Here is an 18,826-nt window from a genome sequence, read left to right on the forward strand (position 1 = left end):
TCAGCGGCCGGTCACCATCGAACCGGCGAGATCGGCCAATTGCGCCGCGCCGGCCAGACCCATCGCGTGCCGCAGCTCGGCGGTGAGCTCGATGAGAGTCGCCGACACGGCGTCCCGGCCACCGGCGGCGAGCGCCCACATGATCGGCCGGCCGAGCATCACGGCCCGCGCGCCGAGCGCGAGGGCGGTGAGGGCGTCGAACCCGTCGCGCACTCCCCCGTCGACGACCACGGGCACCGAGTCGCCCACTGCCGCAACGATTTCCGGCAGCGCCGCTGCAGTCGGTACGGCGCGGTCCAGTTGTCGGCCACCGTGGTTGCTCACCCAGATCCCCGAGGCGCCGGCCTCCACGCAGGCCAGCGCGTCGTCAGTGCGCAGCACACCCTTGACCAGCACCGGCAGACCGGACGTCTCCGCCACCCAGGCGATGTCGGCCAGCGAGAGGTCGGCGCGCTGGTCGATGGCGTCCCAGATGTCGGCGACGTCGGCCGGTAGGTGGTCGCGCATGTTCGTCAGGGCCTGCTCGTCCGACAACGGCAATGGCCGGCTGCGGGCCGCACTGCGGGCGCGGTGCCCGACATACGGCGTGTCGGCAGTGAGCACCATCGCGGTGGCTCCGGCCGCGGCGGCGCGCTCGATCAGCGCGCCGGTGATGGCGCGCTCACGCATCAGGTAGACCTGGAACCACCACGGCCCGCCGACCGCCGCGGCGACCTCCTCGATGCGGCGGGTGGCGCGACTGGACACCACCATCGGGGCGCCGGCGGCGGACGCGCCCGCGCCGGTGGCCACTTCACCGTCGGCGTGCAGCAGCGCGTGGAAGGCGGTCGGGGCGACGCCGATCGGCGTCCGCCACCGCCCGAAGAGGTCGACGGCGGTGGAGACCTGGGCGACATCCCGCAACACCCGCGGTCGTAGCCGGTAACGATCCCAGGCGTCGTGCGCCTCCTGGACGGTGCGCTCGTCGCCGGAGCCACGGTTGAGGTAACTCCACATGTCCGCAGCGACGATCTGCTCGGCCCGGTCCCGGAGCTGGCGGAGCTGCTCGTGCAACGACTGTCCTTCCGTCGAGGTGGTGCGCGTGCACCTAGTGTTACCGACATGACCTCACGCCCGGTGCGCATCGCCGTCCAGATCCAGCCCCAGCACGCGTCATACGACCAGATCCGTGACGCCGTGCGCCGCGCCGAGGACCTCGGCGTGGACGTCGCCTTCAACTGGGATCATTTCTATCCGCTGACCGGTGACCCGGAGGGCAAGCACTTCGAGTGCTGGACGATGCTGGCCGCTTGGGCGGAGCAGACCTCACGCATCCAGCTCGGTGCGTTGGTCACCTGCAACAGCTACCGCAACCCCGATCTGCTCGCCGACATGGCGCGCACCGTCGACCACATCTCGGGTGGCCGGCTCATCCTCGGGATGGGCTCGGGCTGGTTCGAGAAGGATTATGACAGCTACGGGTTCGACTTCGGCACCGCCGGTGGGCGGCTGGACGACCTCGCTGCCTCCCTGCCGCGCATCGAGTCGCGGCTCGCGGCGCTCAACCCGCAACCGACCGGGCCGCTGCCGATGCTGATCGGCGGTGGCGGCGAGAAGAAGACGCTGCGGCTGGTCGCCCAGCACGCGAACATCTGGCACAGCTTCGCCGACCCGGACGTGTTGGCGCACAAACTCGAGGTGTTGCGCGGCCATTGCGAGGCGATCGGCCGACCGTTCGAGGAGATCGAGATCTCCGTCGGTGTCGGCGGCCGTGGCCGCGACGGCATCGCGCCGACCGTCGCCGAGGAGGCCGGCCGCCCGTTGTACGACCTGGGCGCGCGGATGTTCACCGTCCCGGTCGGCGGCCCGGACTACGACTTCGGCGTGCTGCAGGACTGGCTCGTATGGCGGGACCGCGTCAACGGCTGACCTGGACTGGCGGGTAGTTGGACATTTCGTTCACTCCCAATGGATTTCATCCCTAGACTGCGGCACGTGAAAGCACGACGACTTCTCCTTCTCGGCACCCTCACGGTCGGTGCGTTGACTCTCGCGGGCTGCAACGCGCAACAGGACGTCGCTGCCGCGACGCCCACGCAGACCGTCGTGCGCACGGTCACCCACACGCGGGTCGTCGCTGCGCCCACTCAGCGCACTACCGCGACACACTCGCCGAAGCCCCGCCGATCGAGTGAGTCTCGCGGGACCACACAGCGCACTGCGGCGGCCGCCGGAAGCGAGACATCACCCCCGCGTTCGCGACAGCCGGTCGCCGCTGCACCCAGGACGACATCACCGAGAGCCACTTCGGTGCCTCCGCGGCGGCGCGTCGCTCCCCTACCGATCCACACGACAACACGACGCACTCCACCCCCGCGGGCGACCACGACTTCCACCGGCGCGTGCAACATCAAAGGCAACATCAGTTCCTCGGGTGAGCGGATCTATCACGTTCCGGGTCAGCGGTACTACAACGTCACGAAGATCTCACCCGCGAAGGGCGAGCGCTGGTTCTGTTCGGAGTCCGATGCAGTCGCCGCCGGGTGGCGCAAAGCTCGGGTCTAGGTACCTCCTCGCGGCATGGTTGCACGCGTTCCGAGTGTCGGTGCCCAGCGCTCGGACGGCGTGAGAGAAGATGATCGGCGCTACCACCGTGCGGTCAGGCCGTGCGATCAGCGGGACACCGAAGGGCAGTAATGGCGCGCAAGAAGACGAGCGACACCGAGTACATCGACGATGCGCAGCAGAACATCGTCGACATCGACGTCGACGACGAGATGCAGGCGGCATACCTCGAATACGCCTACTCGGTCATCTACTCCCGCGCCATCCCGGACGCGCGCGACGGCCTGAAGCCGGTGCAGCGCCGCATCCTCTTCGCGATGGACGAGATGCGGCTCTACCCCGAGCGCAACCACGTCAAGTCCTCGCGCGTGGTCGGCGAGGTGATGGGCAAATATCAACCGCACGGTGATGCCGCGATCTATGACGCCATCGTGCGACAGGCGCAGGATTTCACCATGCGGCTGCCGCTGGTCGACGGGCACGGCAACTTCGGGTCCCTCGACAACGGTCCGGCGGCGTCGCGTTATACGGAGGTCCGGCTCGCCGGGGCAGCCCTGGAACTGACCCGGTCGCTGCACGAGGACACCGTCGACTTCGTCCCCAACTACGACGAGAGCGAGCAGCAACCGGAAGTCCTGCCCGCGGCCTTCCCGAACCTGCTGGTCAACGGGGCCAGCGGCATCGCGGTCGGTATGGCGACCAACATGGCACCGCACAATCTCGGCGAGGTCGTCGCCGCAGCCCGTCACCTGATCACCCACCCGGACTGCTCGCTGGACGACCTGATGAAGTTCGTGCCCGGACCCGACCTGCCCTGCGGTGGTCGGATCGTGGGGCTGGACGGCATCCGGGACGCCTACCTGACCGGCCGTGGATCGTTCCGCACCCGCGCGACCGCGACGATCGAAAACCTCACGCCGCGCAGGAAGTCCATCGTGGTGACGGAGTTGCCCTACATGGTCGGCGCCGAGAAGGTCATCGAGCGGATGAAGGACCTCGTCCAGGCCAAGAAGCTGCAGGGCATCTCGGACGTCAACGACCTGTCCGACATGAAGGGCATGCGGCTGGTCATCGACGTCAAGAACGGCTTCAACCCCGAAGCAGTGCTCGAGGCGCTCTACAAGCAGACGCCGATGGAGGAGTCGTTCGGCATCAACAACGTCGCGCTCGTCGACGGGCAGCCGCGCACGTTGGGCCTGAAGGAACTGCTCACGGTGTATGTCGATTTCCGCATCGACGTCGTACGCCGCCGCACGGCGTTCCGGCTGCAGAAGGCCACCGACCGGCTGCACCTGGTCGACGGTCTGCTCATCGCGATCCTGGACATCGACGAGGTCATCCAGGTCATCCGCAGTTCGGACAATGCCGGCGAGGCACGCGGCCGGCTGATGCAGGTCTTCGATCTGTCCGAGCCGCAGGCCGAATACATCCTGGAGCTGCAGCTGCGCCGGCTGACGAAGTTCAGCCGTATCGAGCTGGAGAAGGAGCAGGCCGAGCTGCGCGAGCAGATTGCGGCCCTGCAGGCGATCCTCGACGACGAAAAGCTGCTGCGCACAACGGTGTCAGCCGAACTCGCCGACGTCGTCAAGACGCACGGGACGCCGCGCAGGACAGTGCTGCTGGAGGGCAACGGCGCGAAGACCGCGGCAGCCGCGGCCGCGCTGGAGGTCTCGGACGACCCGTGCTGGGTGTTGCTGTCCTCGACCGGCCTGCTCGCCCGGACCACCGATGCGGCACCGCTGACCAGCGACGGCTCGCGCCGCAAGCACGACGTGGTCACCTCGCGGGTGCGCACGACCGCCCGCGGTGACTTCGGTGTGGTCACCTCCGACGGCCGACTGGTGCGGCTCCACGCGATCGACCTCCCGACGCTGCCACCCACCAACGACGCACCCGTGCTGGCGGGTGGGGCGCCGCTGGCGGCATACATCGATCTCGCCAAGGGCGAACAGCCGCTGGCGTTGACGTCGCTGTCGCCGGAGTCCAAGGGCCTGGCGATCGGCACCCAGCGCGGCGTGGTGAAGCGGGTCAATCCCGACTATCCGAGCAGGGATTCGTTCGAGGTCATCTCACTCAAGGACGGCGACACCGTGGTCGGTGCGGTCGAGGTCGTCACCGGCGAGGAGGACCTGGTCTTCATCACCTCCGACGCACACCTCCTGCGGTATGCCGCCGACTTGGTGCGCCCGCAGGGTCGTTCGGGTGGAGGCATGGCGGGCGTCAAGCTCGGCGCGGGCGCCCGAGCCCTCTGGTTCGGCATCGTCGACACCTCCGCTCCGGCGGTCGTCGTCACCGGGGCGGGAGCCTCCGGCGCGCTGCCGGGCACCGGGCCGGAGTCGGTGAAGGTGAGTCGGTATGACGAGTTCCCGAGCAAGGGCCGGGCGACTGGCGGCGTCCGCTGCCACCGGTTCCTGCGCGGTGAGGACGAGCTCGTGCTGGCCTGGGCCGGCACCGCACCGGCGCGGGCCGCGAGCCCGACGGGTGCCGCGGTCGAACTGCCCGCCGCCGACGGCAAACGAGACGGCAGCGGTGTGCCGCCGGCCGGGCAGCTTGCGGTGATCGGTGGCGCGTTTCCCGGCACGTCGGTCGAGTAGCGGTCTCCCCGATCCGTGTCCGTGCTCCCTGGCATAGTGAGTGGGTATGGCCGGCACCAGGGAATTGACCGGATGGTTGGGAGTGGTGCTTGACGCACCGGACGCGCAGGACCTCGCGCGCTTCTATCGCGATCTGCTGGGCTGGCCACTCGCCGATGACGAGCCCGGCTGGTGCTCTGCGACTATCAGCCGCAGCATGATGTTCGGGTCATGCTCGACCCAGCGGGCCACCCCTTCTGCCTCTACGTCGACCGGTGACATTGTTGGTCAGTACGTCGTAAATGGCGTCTTCGTGCGCTGACGGAATTCGATGTTCATCAGGGTGCGTGAGATCGGTGACCTGGTGGGCGGTGGGTGTCCTGGTGGTGCGGGTGGCCTGCTGCTCGCGGTCAGTCCGTCTGTCAGGACACAGGTTTCGCCGGCATCGCCCCCGATCAGGTGGTCGGGGTGGTTCTTGACGTAGTTGCAGCCTTCGCAGGTGCCTTGGCCGTTGCGTTCGCGGGTGGCGCCGCCTTTGGCGTGGGCCACGATGTGGTCGGTATGGCGGATCGGCGCGTCGCAGTAGGGAGTGCGGCAGGACCGGTCCCGCAAGGCGATGAAGTCGGCCAGCAGACCGGTGTAGCACCGGGAGGTTGACTCCATGCCGATCAGGTCACCGGTGTCGGGGTAGGAGAACAAGCGTCGGACGGTGACGGCTTGGGCGGGGTCTGTCACTCATGCGCGTGCCAGGTCCGCGGGGATTGGTCCGTAACCGGGCACCTCGGCCGGGATGTCGCCGGTGAGGGTGTCGATCGGCATCAGCAGGTTGACGTGGACCCCGACCCCGTCGGCCGGTGTGTGTCCGGTGACGCGCTGGACGAGGATGTCGGCCATGACCTGACCGCGGGGGTGGTCGGCGGTGGCGCTCGCATCAGCCTCAGTCTTGAGTGCTGCGTAACAGGCGACGCCGTCCTTGACCGGTAGTAACGCGGTCAGCCAGGTCATGCAGTCCGGTGCGGGTCGCAGGCTGACCCGGCGTTCGGACTCGGCCATGGCGCGGCGGGTCGTGGCCGCTTCGGGATCGGCCTGGTAGGCGGCCGCTTGTGCGGCGGCGACCAGTCGCCGGTGCGACACGGTACCCAGGTCGTCGACGATCGCGGCGTCGACACTCGCCCGATCTTCCCGGTTCAAGTAGCTGGTCGCTGCCACCAGATGGGTGGCGTCCCGTTCGCCGATCACTCCTGCTGCCAACGCCTGGAACGTGTTGGGCATCTCCTCGACCACCGCGTGTGCCACGCCCAGCAGCCGAGACCCGGCGTGCGGGGACGACCGTCGCGCCAGCGCGATGTCCGCACCCACCTTCCGCGCGGTCGTGGCGCGATTGATCCCACGCGGGACGTCCAGCTGCCGTTGCCGGCGGTGCGCTGCGACGGCCAGGCGGGCCTGCCGCGCACTGATCGCGTTCTTGGCTTCCTCCAGAACACGGACCTCAGCCAGTAGTTCCTCAAGCGTGTCACCGGCGATGCCGTCGTCGAGCCGGTCATGGAACGCGCGCACCACGGACTCGTCGAACGCGGAGGTACCGCCCTCAACCGTATCCATGATTGCTTCGTCCATGTGTTCGAGTCTATCGCGAGTTCGGTTGGTAGGCAACAGTTATGGCCACGTTTTCATTGTCCACATCCCCGCGCCGATCAAGGGTTGTGCACAGCGCGGACAAGGTGCCGCGGGACCCGTGCCGGGGTCTCGATACGGTTCCCCCGCTGCGCTCCTCCACCTACTCGACCAGCGGGCGCAGCCGTCCCGCTGCGCCGTCCGTAGGGTGGAGCCTGCACTCCACGAAAGGATCGCCACCGGTATGACGACACACGCCGACCCGCAACCGCCGTCGGCCTGCTCGATGCAGTGGGACGTCGAGGGACTGCCTGCCTGGGGCACGGCTTCCTACGCGCGGTTCTGGGTGTGCCTGGAGCAGAACGGCCCCTGGGGCCACAGCGCGATCACCCAGTCCCACCTGGACCCCGAGGTCGGCCGGGCGCTCGAGCGCGCCTGCGCGGACCACGGCGGCCGGCTCCTCTTGATCCGCCGTCCGGGCGATCACGCGGACATACGGCATGACGGGCCACACACGGTCCTGATCGCCGGCTGCCTCGACCGCGACCCATGGCTGCTCACCGGCGAGATCGACGACGCCGCTCAATTGCTCGCGTTGCCGTGGAATCTGCTCCTCGAAGACGATCCGGACGCCGCCACCGAGCGGCTGCCGGAACTCGAGGAGACCCGCGACCCGGCTCTGCTGATCTGCACCAACGGCAAGCGCGACGTGTGTTGTGCGGTGCGTGGCCGGCCGGTCGCACTGGACCTGGCGGCAAACCACCCGGGCGCCGTGTGGGAGTGTTCGCACACCGGCGGCCACCGGTTCTCTCCCACCGGCATCGCACTGCCGTCCGGTCAGACCTACGCCCGGCTCACGCCCGACCTCGCGGAGCTGGCACTCGCCGCCGCACGACGTCACGAGGTGCCGACCGAACTCTCCACCCCGCTGCACGACCGCGGGCGCAGCTGCTTGAGGGCACCGCTGCAAGTCGCCGAATCCTCTGTGCGGCAACACATCTCGGAGACAGCTCTCAGCTCGATCTCGGCATCGGGGACACGCGACGAGGACGGGTCCTGGACGTGCGACGTCACCCACGTCGACGGGCGCACCTGGTCGGTGCGGATCACCAGCGAAGCCGGTCCGGCGGTGCGGTCATCATGTGCCAAGGCGCCGGTCCCGAGCGCTGTATGGCGCGCCGCCTTGCTGGACTGACGTGCTTGGGCGGTTTCGGTGGTCTAGATACACCTCCCCCGCTCCGGCACCCCACGAAGTTTCTCCCCCGCTTCGCTCCTCCGAATACTTCGCGGGGACCCCGCCCGCTCCTCCGGCACTCGACCAGCGAGTGGCCACAGCACTCGACCAGCATGCGGCCGCTGCGCTCCTCCGGCACTCGACCAACACATGGCCACAGGACGTGGCCTACAGCTTCAGATACATCACATGCAGCCCGACCAGCTCGCCGCCTGGCAGTCGGAACGCCTCCGGCACCGTGCCGATCACCGTGAATCCCAACGACTTCCAGAGCGCGACGGCCGCCGCGTTGGTCTCCACCACCGCGTTGAACTGCACGGAGTGATAACCCTCATCGCGTAGCCATTGCACGACATACGCACCCAACAGGCGGCCGACACCGCGACCACGGGCAGCGGAACCGACCATGAAGCTGGCCGTGCCCACATGGTCGCCCGGCCCTGGACGGTTCGGCCCCATGTGCGCGCTGCCGAGCACCGTTCCGTCGACGTCGTCCACGGCAACGACCGTGCAGCCGGGCGGCTCCTCGAGCCACATCTCGCGTGCCTCGGCCTCGTTCATCGCGGCCGGGAACGTATAGGTCTCGCCCGCCGCCAGCACCTCCCGCACGATCGGCCAGATCACCGGCCAGTCGGCCTCGGTCGCTGTGCGCACACTGGTCATTCGCCGACCCGCGCGTCGATCGACTGCCGGATGAGGTCGGCGTGACCGTTGTGCCGCGCGTACTCCTCGATCATGTGGGTGACGATCCAGCGCAGGGTGAACTGCTTCCCCGTGCGCCCGTCCGACTTCACCGACAACGCATCGAACCCCCCTGCGGACATCGCGCGCTCGATGCCGGAGTCAGCGGTTCGCACCGAATCCTCATACAGCGCAGCGAGTTCGCCCGGCTCATCGGTGGCCCCGGTGTGCCACTCCCAGTCCGGGTCGTCCTTCCAGTCCACCGACGACCACGGCTGCGGTTCGTCCGCGCCGACGAGCACCTGGTGGAACCACCACCCCTCCACCAGGGCGAGGTGCTTGATCATCCCGCCGAGTGTCATGTCCGACGGCGCCGCCGTCTGCGCCAGCTGCGCGGACGTCAAGCCGCCGGTCTTCCAGCGGAACGTGTCCCGCTGGTAACGCAGGAAACCGAGCAGCGTGTCGATCTCGTCGGCGTCCACCGGCGGATCCGTCCGCCCGGCCGGGTCGAGATCGGGTGTCGTCGCAGGCCTGTCCGTGGTCATGAGCGTCAACATAGGAGCAAGGACGGACACCGCGCCATCGAGTTCCGGGCCTGCGGCGTTCTACGCTGCTCGTATGCCGAACATCCGGATCGCCCAGGACGACACCGCGGACCAGCTCCTCTCCACCGACCCGTTCGCGCTCATGATCGGGATGCTGCTGGACCAGCAGTACGGCATGGAGCACGCCTTCCGCGGGCCGGCGAAGATCGTCGCCAAGCTGGGCACTCTCGATCCCGGCGAGATCGCGGCGCAGGATCCGCAGGAGTTCGCCGACCTGTGCTCGACGCCCCCGGCGATCCACCGCTACGCACGCTCGATGGCCGGCCGGGTGCAGCAGCTCGCCCAGGTGGTCCTCCAGGACTACGACTCCGACGCATCGCGCATCTGGACGACGGCCGACACGACCGCCGAGCTGCTGAAGCGCCTGAAGTCCCTGCCCGGGTTCGGCGACCAGAAGGCCCGCATCTTCGCCGCATTGCTCGGCAAACAACTCGATGTCACCCCCGACGGCTGGCGCGAGGCGATCGGCCCGTATGCCGAGGCCGGCTCCTACCGCTCGGTGGCCGACGTCGTGGACGAGGCGTCGCTGCAGAAGGTGCGTGAGTTCAAGAAGCAGGCCAAGGCCGCCGCGAGAACCGCCGGCGAGGCCACCTCATGAGGCTGCGCGCAGAGGTCACCACCGAACCGTTCCGTGGTGAGGGCGCGCTGCCGGCACATGTCAGCGCGGCCGCCGACGCGCTGCGCGCCGCCGGCCTGAACCCCGATCTCGGTCCCCTCGGCACCACGGTCGAGGGCGCCGGCGACGGGCTGCTGCAAGCCGTCCACGACGCGGCCGGCGCGGCCTTCGCCGCCGGCGCCACACGGATCAGCCTGCAGATCGAGCGCACCGATGCCTGAGCCGCCGATGCCCGAGCTGCCGACGCCCGAGCTGCCGACGCCCGATCTGCCGACACTGAGCGACGAACTCGCCGATGCGCTGCAACCACTGCTGCACCGCGTCGGCGCGGTCGTCGTCGACGGCCCTCCGGAGTCCGACGACATCCCGATCACATTGCGCGACAACACGATCCACGTCCGAGTGCTCGACCAGCACGACCTCTCGGACGGTTTGTCGCGGCTGATCCAGACCGTGGAACGCGAGCTGGGCGACCAGCTGTCCGAGCTGCCCCGCGCCAAGAAGCAGCACGCGGTGCGCCTGTTGGAAGAACGCGGCGCGTTCGAGATGCGTCACTCCGCGGAGACGGTGGCCGAGGCCATGGGCATGTCCCGCTTCACGATCTACAACTACCTCAACCGGGTGCGCGTCGACAGCTGAGCCGGTCGGGCGCGGTCACCATCTCTCAACAAACTGTTGACGAAGATGTGACCTACGGCATACTCTCGTCTGCAGCCATTAATTTCATATCTCGAAATTTTTGTTCCGTATAAGCGAACGGACGGCGTGGCTCCCCAGGCCCCACGCCCAGCGAGAAGCACTCAGTTGCGGCCGCACCTCGCATGACCAGCGGAATCTCCCCCGGCCGGGCCGCCGAAGCGCGAAGATGCCCCTGCCACCTCATCATTGATGTCCCCCTGGGCCTCTGGAAGGACCGCTCGCAATGTCTGCTGCCACCGCCGAGGAAGTGCGCCCCCGCACCCAGAAGCATCCCGTCGACGAAGTCCTGCCCGCCGGACAGCTCGCCGTCTACGGCATCCAACACGTCCTCGCGTTCTACGCCGGTGCCGTGATCGTCCCCATCCTGCTCGCCGGCGCGATCGGGTTGACCTCCGATCAGCTGATCCACCTGATCAACGCCGACCTCTTCACCTGCGGCATCGCCTCGCTGCTGCAGGCGATCGGCTTCTGGAAGGTCGGCGTCCGGCTCCCACTGCTGCAGGGCGTCACCTTCACCGCGGTGTCCCCGATGATCATCATCGGCGTCAACGCAGGCGGCGGCGTCAACGGGCTGCTGACCATCTACGGGGCGGTGCTCGTCTCGGGCGTCGTGACGTTCCTGCTCGCGCCGTACTTCGGCAAGATCGTCCGCTTCTTCCCGCCGGTCGTGACCGGCTCGGTCATCACGGTCATCGGCTTCTCGCTGTTGCCCGTCGCCGCCGGTGACGCGCTGCTGCGCTGGGACCCCAAGACCCACTCCTACAGCGCCTCGGTCCTCAGCCAGGACGCCGGCGGCAACTACCACCTGGCGGCCGGCGGCTGGAAGACCCTCGCCCTCGCACTCGGCACCGTCGTCGTCATCGTCGTCATCCAGCGGCTGTTCCGCGGTTTCGTACAGACGATCGCCGTGCTGCTCGGCCTGGCCATCGGCTCCCTGATCGCCTGGTTCGCCGGCGAGGCGCACTTCGACTCCGTCAGCAGTTCCAGCTGGCTCGGGGTCACCACTCCCTTCCACTTCGGTATGCCGAAGTTCGCTCTCGCGGCGATCATCTCGATGGTGCTGGTCATGCTGGTCACGATGGTGGAGACCTGCGGTGACGTCTTCGCCACCGGCGAGATCGTCGGCAAGCGGGTCGACGGCGAGGACGTCGCACGGGCGCTGCGAGCCGACGGGCTGGCCACGTTCATCGGCGGCGTCTTCAACTCCTTCCCCTACACCTGCTTCGCCGAGAACGTCGGCCTGGTCCGGCTGACCAAGATCAAGAGCCGGTACGTCATGGCCACCGCCGCGGTCTTCATGATCATCCTCGGCCTGCTGCCCAAGGCCGGCGCCATCGTGGCCGGCATACCCTCCAGCGTGCTGGGCGGAGCCGGTCTGGCGATGTTCGCGACGGTCGCCGTCGTCGGCATCCAGACCCTCGGCAAGGTCGACTTCAACGACCACCGCAACGGCATCATCGTGGCCACCTCTCTCGGTCTGGCGATGCTCGTGACGGCCGAGCCCGGCGTCGCGACCCTGCTGCCGAAGGACTACCAGGTCTTCCTCGGCTCCGGCATCACCATCGGCTCGATCGCCGCCTTCGTGCTCTACATGATCTTCTTCCACGTCGGCACCAGCCGCGGCGCCGGGGTCGCGACCAGCCCCACCGGGTCGGTCATCGGCCTGGCGCAGGTCAACGCGATGAGCAAGCAGGAGTTCGTGCGCACCTTCGAGCCGCTCTTCCAGGGCAACTCCTGGATCATCGAGGACGCCTACGAGCAGCGGCCGTTCCAGGACACCCCCGATCTGCGGGCGTCGTTCCAGGAGGCGTTGTTCTCCGCCTCCGACGAGAAGCAGCGCTCGCTGATCGCCGGCTACCCCGACCTCGGCAGCATGGAGGTCGCGGACGGTCAACTGGGCGAGGCGTCGTCCCGGGACCGCGCCGCCATCATGCTCAGCCAGTTGCGCGACGACGAGCGCGCCGAACTGTCGGCGCTCACCGCGGCATACCGCGAGAAGTTCGGCTTCCCCCTGGTCACCTGTGTGCGTGAGACCGACTCGGTCGAGCAACTGGTGGCCCAGGGCCGTGCCCGGCTGGACAACTCCACCCAGCACGAACTGGTGACCGCCCTGCTGGAGAGTGCCAAGATCGCCGGACACCGCTTCGACGACCTCGTCGCGGAGGCGGAGCCGCTGAACACCGCACGCAGCCGGATGGCGACGACACCATGAGCGAGCTGACCGTCATCGACGGCGCCACGGTCGTCACGATGGACCCGGACCGCACGGAGCACTCCGTCGGCCACGTCGTGGTCGAGGGGTCACGCATCCGGTCGGTGTCCGCCGGCCGGTACGCCCCCACCGGCGAGGACGTCGCACTGATCGACGGCACCGGGTGCGTGCTCACACCTGGCCTGGTCAACACCCACCATCACCTCTACCAGTGGGCGACGCGCGGGTATGCCGTGGACGCAACGCTTTTCGAGTGGCTGACCGCGCTCTACCCGGTGTGGGGAGCCATCGACGAGCGGGTCGTGGGACAGGCAGCCGCAGCGGGTGTCGGCCGGCTCGCCCTGTCCGGCTGCACGACCGTGATGGATCACCACTACGTGTTCCCGCGGAACGGTGGCGACGTGCTCGGCGCCGAGATCGCGGCCGCCGGTGACGTCGGCGTCCGCTTCTTCGCCACCCGCGGCTCGATGGACCTGGGCCGGTCCGACGGCGGCCTGCCGCCGGATCACGTGGTCGAGTCGATCGACCAGATCCTCGGTGCCACCGCCGCGGCCATCGACGCCCATCACGACGCGTCGCCGGATGCGATGGTCCGTGTCGGTGTCGCACCGTGCTCACCGTTCTCGGTAACCACGGACCTGCTGCGCGAGGCCGCGCGCCTGGCGCGCGACCGGGGCGTACGCCTGCACACCCACCTGGCCGAGACACTCGACGAGGACGACTTCTGCCGCGAGCGCTTCGGCCAGGCGCCGATCGACTACATGGAGTCGCTCGGCTGGCTCGGTCCCGACGTGTGGTTCGCGCACGGGATCCACTTCGACGACAACGCGATCGGGACGCTGGCGCGCACCGGCACCGGCGTCGCCCACTGCCCGTCCTCCAACGCCCGCCTGGGCGCCGGTGTCTGCCGCACACGGGACCTGCTGGACGCCGGCGCACCGGTGGGACTGGGTGTCGACGGTGCCGCGTCCAACGAGGCGACCTCGCTGCTGGAGGAGGCGCGGCACGCGGTGCTGTTCGCTCGTGCGCTCGGCGGTCCGACCGCCCTGGGCGTGCGGCAGGCGCTGGAGGCCGCGACCCTCGGAGGTGCCCGACTGCTGGGTTGGGCGGACCAGATCGGTTCGGTGGAAGCCGGCAAACAGGCCGATCTGTGCGTATGGCGGATGGACACGCTCGTGCACGCCGGCATCGCCGACCCGGTCGCCGGACTGGTGCTGGGAGCGCCCCCGCCACTGGACCTGGTGCTCGTCGCCGGCCGTGCGGTCGTCCGGGACAACCACCTGGTCCGGGTCGAGGAGAGCGCACTCGCCCGGGGCGCTGCCGAGGCGTCGGAACGCCTGCGGCATCCCGCACCGGTCGGCTGACCGCGCAGGTCCGCCGCACCGCACCGAAGAACCGAAAATCCTTGTTCAACAAAATGTTGAGCCGTAGAGTTGACGCAGCACCCGGGTCCGGTCGTTCTGCATGGATAACCGATCGGACATCTCCGATCGCGGCGCGGCACCAGCCGCCCGAACCATGCGACCGCCTGACCGGCAGCTTCGGCTTCCGGCTCGAAAGGAGTCGCTGATGACTGACCCCGTGTCCGCACTGGATGTGATCGTCAACGGGCAAACCCACGAGTTCACCGACGCTCCACACACCAACCTGCTGGACTGGCTACGATCCGAGGGCCTCACCGGCGCCAAGGAAGGCTGCGCCGAAGGTGAGTGCGGAGCGTGCTCGGTCCTGGTGGCCCGGCCCGATGACAGCGGCGGCACCCGGTGGACGGCCGTCAACGCCTGCCTGCCGCCCGCCGCAGCCTTCGCCGGTCAGGAGATCGTCACCGCCGAAGGACTGGGCAGCGCCGAGGCACTGCATCCGGTGCAGCGGGAGATGGCAGTGCGCGGCGGCTCCCAGTGTGGTTACTGCACACCGGGATTCGTCTGCAGTATGGCGGCCGAGTACTACCGCCCCGACCGCACCGCCGGCGACCACGGTGCGGACAGCAGCGAGCACGGCGCCAACGGTTTCGACCTGCACGCGCTCTCCGGGAACCTGTGCCGGTGCACGGGATACCGGCCGATCCGGGACGCGGCATACGCGCTCGGGGACGTGCCGGCCGACGACGCGCTCGCCGCCCGCCGCAACTCCCCTGCACCGGAGGTCGTGCCGACGGCATACCACGCCCAGGGCCGAAGGTTCGTCCGCCCGGCCACCCTCAGCGACGCCCTGAGCATCCTGCGCGACGACCCGGACGCCGTCCCCGTCGCGGGATGCACCGACTGGGGCGTCGACGTCAACATCAAGTCGGCGCGTCCGCAGCTCGTGGTCGCGCTGGACCGACTCCCGGAGTTGCGGACCCTCGTCGAGACCGACGACCACGTCGAGATCGGCGCAGCGCTCACGCTCAGCGGGATCGAGCAACGGCTGGACGGGCGGATCCCGTTGCTGGCCCAGCTCTTCCCGCAGTTCGCGTCACGGTTGATCCGCAACGGCGCCACCATCGGTGGCAACCTCGGGACCGCGTCACCGATCGGTGACACGCCTCCGGCACTGCTCGCGCTGGACGCCGAGCTCGTGCTCGCCGGCCCCGACGGCACCCGCGTGGTGCCGCTCGCGGACTACTTCACCAGCTACCGGCAGACCGTCCGGGCGGCGGACGAGCTGATCCGGTCGGTGCGGATCCCGTTGCCGTTGGCCGGTGTCACCGCGTTCCACAAGATCGCCAAGCGCCGGTTCGACGACATCTCCAGCGTCGCCGTCGGCTACGCGGTCGACGTCGCGGACGGCGTCGTCCGCCGGGCCCGCGTCGGCCTCGGCGGGGTGGCCGCCACCCCGCTGCGCGCCACCGCGGTCGAAGCCGCCTTGGAGGGCAAGCCGTGGACGGCCGAGACCGTCCGGGCCGCCGCCGCGCTGCTGCAGCAGGAGGGCACCCCGATGGACGACCACCGCGCCAGCAGCACATACCGCCGGGCCATGCTCGGCACCTCACTGCGCAAGTTGTATGCCGAGTCCACCACTGAGGAAGGTGTCGCATGAGCGAGCTGTCCCAGCGCCCCGCGAACCCTGTTGTCGGAGAAGCTATCCCGCACGGCGACGCCATCGGCCACGTGACCGGCACGGCGCTCTACACCGACGACCTGGTGGGGCGCACGAAGGATCTGTTGCACGCCTACCCGGTGTCGGCGCCGCACGCCCACGCACTCGTCACCCGGCTCGACACGACTCCGGCATACCAGGTGCCCGGCGTCGTGCGGGTGCTCACCGCAGACGACGTGCCCGGCGTGAACGACTCGAACATCAACCACGACGAGCCGCTCTTCCCGACCGAGGTGATGTTCTACGGGCACCCGGTGTGCTGGGTGCTCGGCGAGAGCCTGGAGGCCGCGCGCCTCGGCGCCGTAGCGGTCGAGATCGACTACGAGGAGCTGCCGTCCATCGTGACGCTCCCCGAGGCGATCGCCGCGGAGAGCTTCCAGGGCCGCGCGCCGACCGTGTCGCGCGGCGACGCCGACGCCGCAATGGCGAGCGCCGAGCACGTGTTCAGCGGCACCTGGGAGGCATCCGGCCAGGAGCAGTTCTACCTGGAGACCCAGGCGTCCATCGCGTATGTCGACGAGGCCGGCCAGGTCTTCATCCACTCCAGCACGCAGAACCCCAGCGAGACCAAGGAGATCACCGCGCACGTGCTCGGCGTCAGCTCCTCGGAGGTCACCGTCCAATGCCTCCGGATGGGAGGCGGATTCGGCGGCAAGGAGACCCAGGCCAACGGGTATGCCGCGATCGCCGCACTCGGCGCCACACTCACCGGCCGCCCGGTGCGCGTGCGACTCAACCGCAACCAGGACATCCAGTTCACCGGCAAGCGACCGGACTTCCTGTCCACCTGGGAGGCCGGCTTCGACGACGAGGGTCACCTGCTCGCGCTCAAGGTGGTCTTCACCGCCGACGGCGGTTGGAGCCTCGACCTGATGCAGCCGGTCCTGTCGCGGGCGCTGTGCCACGTCGACAACGCCTACTGGATCCCCAACATCCGGGCGCACGGACGCATCGCGAAGACCAACCGGACCTCGCACACGGCGTTCCGCGGCTTCGGCGGCCCGCAGGGCATGTTGCTCACCGAGAACATCCTCGGCACCGTCGCACCGAAACTGGGCCTGACCGGTGAGGAGATCCGGCAACGCAACTTCTACCGGTCCGCCGACCAGACGACGCCGTACGGCCAGCGGGTGCGGCAGATCGAGCGGCTGCACCGGATCTGGGAGGAGGTGCTCACCGAGAGCGACTTCGCCGCCCGCCAGCGGGAGATCGAGCAGTTCAACGCCACGCACGAGCACACCAAGCGCGCCATCGCGGCGACGCCGGTGAAGTTCGGCATCTCCTTCAACAAGAGCTCGATGAACCAGGGCGGCGCGCTCGTGCTCGTCTACAAGGACGGCTCGGTGCTGGTCAACCACGGCGGCACCGAGATGGGCCAGGGCCTGCACACCAAGATGCTGCAGGTGGCCGCGACCGCGCTCGGGCTGCCGCTGGGCACGGTGCGGCTGGCGCCGACCCGCACCGACAAGGTGCCCAACACCTCGGCGACCTCCGCCAGCACCGGCGCCGACCTCAACGGCGGCGCGGTCAAGCACGCCTGCGACCAGATCCGCGACCGCCTCGCGGTCGTCGCCGGAGGCATTCTCGGTGTCCCACCGGCCGACGTCCGGTTCGCCGACGGCACGGCATACGGACTGAACAGCGAGCGCGCGCCCATCCCGTGGGAGGAGCTGGTGCGGACCGCCTACCTGCAGCGCATCCAGTTGCACGCCGCCGGCTACTACCGCACCGAGGGCCTGGAGTGGAACGAAGAGACCTACCAGGGCTCGCCGTTCAAGTAATTCTCCTTCGGCGCGGCCGTCGCCGAGGTGGAGGTCGACGGCTTCACCGGCGCCTACCGCACCCGCCGGGTCGACGTGGTGCACGATGTCGGCGACAGCCTGTCGCCGCTGATCGACAAGGGGCAGATCGAGGGCGCCTTCGTGCAGGGTGCCGGCTGGCTGACGCTGGAGGACCAGCGCTGGGACGCCGGCGACGGGCCCGGGCGCGGCCGGCTCACCACCCAGGGTGCCAGCACCTACAAGCTGCCGAGCTTCTCGGAGATGCCCGAAGTCTTCAACGTGACGATGTTCCAGAACGCCACCGAGGAGGGTGCCATCTACGGCTCCAAGGCCGTCGGTGAACCGCCGCTGATGCTGCCCTTCTCGGTGCGCGAGGCGCTGCGCAAGGCCGCGGCCGCGTTCGGACCGGCCGGCATCAGCGTGCACCTGGCGTCCCCGGCGACGCCGGAGGCCGTCTACTGGGCCATCGAGTCAGCGCGCTCGACGGAGCCGCACGACGTGGCAACCCAAGCGATCCCGGACAACGCTGCGGATCCCGTCCCCTCGGCGGTATGACGTGAACTGGTATGACGCCATCGGCCTCCTGCGGCGGCTGCGGCGCGCCGCCGTCCTGGTGACTCTCGTCGACGTGCGCGGACACGCCCCCCGCGCTGCCGGCGCCAAGATGGTCGTCACCGCCGACGCGGTCTTCGACACCATCGGCGGTGGCAACCTTGAGGAGACTGCGGTCTCCCGCGCCCGGGATGCCCTGCAGTCCGGCACGCCGTCCGCGCCACAGGAGCTGCAGCTCTCGCTGAGCGACAAGGCGCCTGCCGAGCACGGCGTGCAGTGCTGTGGCGGCGAGGTGCGGATCCTGCTGGAACCGTTGCCCGTGCGGCCATCGGTTGCCATCTTCGGAGTCGGCCACGTCGGGCTCGAGCTGGCACGCATCCTGGCCCGCCACGAGGTCGAGCTGCATCTGGTCGACTCCCGGCCGGCGCACCTGTCCGCTGAGCGCCTGGCGGTGCTCGACGACGCGGTCGCGTCCGTCATACCGCACCCGGCGCCGGTGCCCGAGGTCGTCCTCGGTGAGGTGCCCGCCGGCAGCCACGTGCTGGTGATGACCCACGATCACGCCGAGGACATCGCGATCTGCGATGCGGCCCTGCGCTGCGCGCCCTTGTGCAGCATCGGCCTGATCGGGTCG

At 69.1% G+C, this 18,826-nt stretch carries 17 protein-coding genes and 1 pseudogene; 13 read left to right on the forward strand and 5 right to left on the reverse strand.

Going from position 1 to position 18,826, the window contains the following annotated elements:
- Window positions 1-1,053 carry an alpha-hydroxy acid oxidase gene (locus ACTHL4_RS06505; RefSeq protein ID WP_440281930.1) on the reverse strand — a complete coding sequence of 351 codons (1,053 nt, stop codon included), beginning with the start codon at window positions 1,051-1,053 and terminating at the stop codon, window positions 1-3.
- Window positions 1,054-1,101: 48 nt separating this feature from the next.
- Between ACTHL4_RS06505 and ACTHL4_RS06510 the strand changes: the two genes are divergently transcribed.
- The 4 genes from ACTHL4_RS06510 to ACTHL4_RS06525 all read left to right on the forward strand — a co-directional run bounded on the left by ACTHL4_RS06510 (window position 1,102) and on the right by ACTHL4_RS06525 (window position 5,439).
- Window positions 1,102-1,908, forward strand: coding sequence for an LLM class F420-dependent oxidoreductase (locus ACTHL4_RS06510; RefSeq protein ID WP_440281931.1), 807 nt, complete (start codon window positions 1,102-1,104; stop codon window positions 1,906-1,908).
- Between the two features lie 39 nt (window positions 1,909-1,947).
- Window positions 1,948-2,544, forward strand: coding sequence for a sunset domain-containing protein (locus tag ACTHL4_RS06515; protein ID WP_440281932.1), 597 nt, complete (start codon window positions 1,948-1,950; stop codon window positions 2,542-2,544).
- 131 nt (window positions 2,545-2,675) lie between these two features.
- On the forward strand, window positions 2,676-5,138 hold the full coding sequence (locus ACTHL4_RS06520; protein WP_440281933.1) for a DNA gyrase/topoisomerase IV subunit A: 2,463 nt from the start codon (window positions 2,676-2,678) through the stop codon (window positions 5,136-5,138).
- A 46-nt stretch (window positions 5,139-5,184) separates the two neighbouring features.
- Window positions 5,185-5,439, forward strand: a complete 255-nt coding sequence (locus ACTHL4_RS06525; protein WP_440281934.1) for a VOC family protein — start codon at window positions 5,185-5,187, stop codon at window positions 5,437-5,439.
- On the opposite strand, the gene ACTHL4_RS06530 is transcribed toward ACTHL4_RS06525, so the two are convergent.
- Together ACTHL4_RS06530 and ACTHL4_RS06535 are read right to left on the reverse strand one after the other, a co-directional pair.
- Complete coding sequence (locus tag ACTHL4_RS06530) at window positions 5,406-5,816, reverse strand: HNH endonuclease (protein WP_440281935.1); 411 nt, start codon at window positions 5,814-5,816, stop codon at window positions 5,406-5,408. The genes ACTHL4_RS06525 and ACTHL4_RS06530 overlap by 34 nt on opposite strands.
- Before the next feature lie 36 nt (window positions 5,817-5,852).
- Window positions 5,853-6,734, reverse strand: coding sequence for a DUF222 domain-containing protein (locus tag ACTHL4_RS06535; RefSeq protein ID WP_440281936.1), 882 nt, complete (start codon window positions 6,732-6,734; stop codon window positions 5,853-5,855).
- A 241-nt stretch (window positions 6,735-6,975) separates the two neighbouring features.
- On the opposite strand from ACTHL4_RS06535, the gene ACTHL4_RS06540 reads away from it, so the two are divergent.
- Entirely contained in the window at window positions 6,976-7,926 is a 951-nt protein-coding gene (locus tag ACTHL4_RS06540; protein WP_440281937.1) for a sucrase ferredoxin, read from the forward strand.
- A 207-nt stretch (window positions 7,927-8,133) separates the two neighbouring features.
- Here the strand turns inward: ACTHL4_RS06540 and ACTHL4_RS06545 are convergent, their stop codons facing one another.
- Both ACTHL4_RS06545 and ACTHL4_RS06550 read right to left on the reverse strand, forming a co-directional pair.
- Window positions 8,134-8,628: an N-acetyltransferase family protein gene (locus ACTHL4_RS06545; RefSeq protein ID WP_440281938.1), complete on the reverse strand. Its 495-nt coding sequence runs from the start codon at window positions 8,626-8,628 to the stop codon at window positions 8,134-8,136.
- Window positions 8,625-9,191, reverse strand: coding sequence for a DinB family protein (locus ACTHL4_RS06550; protein ID WP_440281939.1), 567 nt, complete (start codon window positions 9,189-9,191; stop codon window positions 8,625-8,627). The genes ACTHL4_RS06545 and ACTHL4_RS06550 overlap by 4 nt, the downstream gene beginning before the upstream one ends.
- Window positions 9,192-9,264: 73 nt before the next feature.
- On the opposite strand from ACTHL4_RS06550, the gene ACTHL4_RS06555 reads away from it, so the two are divergent.
- From ACTHL4_RS06555 to xdhC, 8 genes and pseudogenes are all read left to right on the forward strand, one after another.
- Entirely contained in the window at window positions 9,265-9,849 is a 585-nt protein-coding gene (locus tag ACTHL4_RS06555) for an HhH-GPD-type base excision DNA repair protein (protein WP_440281940.1), read from the forward strand.
- Window positions 9,846-10,088: a thiamine-binding protein gene (locus ACTHL4_RS06560; RefSeq protein WP_440281941.1), complete on the forward strand. Its 243-nt coding sequence runs from the start codon at window positions 9,846-9,848 to the stop codon at window positions 10,086-10,088. The genes ACTHL4_RS06555 and ACTHL4_RS06560 overlap by 4 nt, the downstream gene beginning before the upstream one ends.
- Complete coding sequence (locus tag ACTHL4_RS06565) at window positions 10,081-10,506, forward strand: helix-turn-helix domain-containing protein (protein WP_440281942.1); 426 nt, start codon at window positions 10,081-10,083, stop codon at window positions 10,504-10,506. The genes ACTHL4_RS06560 and ACTHL4_RS06565 overlap by 8 nt, the downstream gene beginning before the upstream one ends.
- Before the next feature lie 283 nt (window positions 10,507-10,789).
- Window positions 10,790-12,778, forward strand: coding sequence for a 2-oxo-4-hydroxy-4-carboxy-5-ureidoimidazoline decarboxylase (gene uraD / locus ACTHL4_RS06570; RefSeq protein ID WP_440281943.1), 1,989 nt, complete (start codon window positions 10,790-10,792; stop codon window positions 12,776-12,778).
- Window positions 12,775-14,142: an 8-oxoguanine deaminase gene (locus ACTHL4_RS06575; RefSeq protein ID WP_440281944.1), complete on the forward strand. Its 1,368-nt coding sequence runs from the start codon at window positions 12,775-12,777 to the stop codon at window positions 14,140-14,142. Before uraD ends, ACTHL4_RS06575 begins: the two co-directional genes overlap by 4 nt.
- A gap of 205 nt (window positions 14,143-14,347) precedes the next feature.
- Window positions 14,348-15,799, forward strand: coding sequence for a xanthine dehydrogenase small subunit (locus ACTHL4_RS06580; protein ID WP_440281945.1), 1,452 nt, complete (start codon window positions 14,348-14,350; stop codon window positions 15,797-15,799).
- Window positions 15,796-18,195: pseudogene (gene xdhB / locus ACTHL4_RS06585) on the forward strand (xanthine dehydrogenase molybdopterin binding subunit). The gene ACTHL4_RS06580 and the pseudogene xdhB overlap by 4 nt, the downstream one beginning before the upstream one ends.
- Window position 18,196: 1 nt before the next feature.
- Window positions 18,197-18,826, forward strand: a 630-nt coding sequence (gene xdhC / locus ACTHL4_RS06590; protein WP_440281946.1) for a xanthine dehydrogenase accessory protein XdhC, incomplete at its 3' end; no start/stop codon positions are given.

This window comes from Flexivirga sp. (genome assembly GCF_051955415.1).
Taxonomy (GTDB): Bacteria; Actinomycetota; Actinomycetes; order Actinomycetales; family Dermatophilaceae; genus Flexivirga.

What these genes read in the sequence shown, in the direction of transcription:
- ACTHL4_RS06510 (WP_440281931.1), top strand. Translation starts at nt 1,102, where the DNA reads ATGACCTCACGCCCGGTGCGCATCGCCGTCCAGATCCAGCCCCAGCAC.
- ACTHL4_RS06515 (WP_440281932.1), top strand. Translation starts at nt 1,948, where the DNA reads ATGGATTTCATCCCTAGACTGCGGCACGTGAAAGCACGACGACTTCTC.
- ACTHL4_RS06520 (WP_440281933.1), top strand. Translation starts at nt 2,676, where the DNA reads ATGGCGCGCAAGAAGACGAGCGACACCGAGTACATCGACGATGCGCAG.
- ACTHL4_RS06525 (WP_440281934.1), top strand. Translation starts at nt 5,185, where the DNA reads ATGGCCGGCACCAGGGAATTGACCGGATGGTTGGGAGTGGTGCTTGAC.
- ACTHL4_RS06535 (WP_440281936.1), bottom strand. Translation starts at nt 6,734, where the DNA reads ATGGACGAAGCAATCATGGATACGGTTGAGGGCGGTACCTCCGCGTTC.
- ACTHL4_RS06540 (WP_440281937.1), top strand. Translation starts at nt 6,976, where the DNA reads ATGACGACACACGCCGACCCGCAACCGCCGTCGGCCTGCTCGATGCAG.
- ACTHL4_RS06545 (WP_440281938.1), bottom strand. Translation starts at nt 8,628, where the DNA reads ATGACCAGTGTGCGCACAGCGACCGAGGCCGACTGGCCGGTGATCTGG.
- ACTHL4_RS06550 (WP_440281939.1), bottom strand. Translation starts at nt 9,191, where the DNA reads ATGACCACGGACAGGCCTGCGACGACACCCGATCTCGACCCGGCCGGG.
- ACTHL4_RS06555 (WP_440281940.1), top strand. Translation starts at nt 9,265, where the DNA reads ATGCCGAACATCCGGATCGCCCAGGACGACACCGCGGACCAGCTCCTC.
- ACTHL4_RS06560 (WP_440281941.1), top strand. Translation starts at nt 9,846, where the DNA reads ATGAGGCTGCGCGCAGAGGTCACCACCGAACCGTTCCGTGGTGAGGGC.
- ACTHL4_RS06565 (WP_440281942.1), top strand. Translation starts at nt 10,081, where the DNA reads ATGCCTGAGCCGCCGATGCCCGAGCTGCCGACGCCCGAGCTGCCGACG.
- uraD (WP_440281943.1), top strand. Translation starts at nt 10,790, where the DNA reads ATGTCTGCTGCCACCGCCGAGGAAGTGCGCCCCCGCACCCAGAAGCAT.
- ACTHL4_RS06575 (WP_440281944.1), top strand. Translation starts at nt 12,775, where the DNA reads ATGAGCGAGCTGACCGTCATCGACGGCGCCACGGTCGTCACGATGGAC.
- ACTHL4_RS06580 (WP_440281945.1), top strand. Translation starts at nt 14,348, where the DNA reads ATGACTGACCCCGTGTCCGCACTGGATGTGATCGTCAACGGGCAAACC.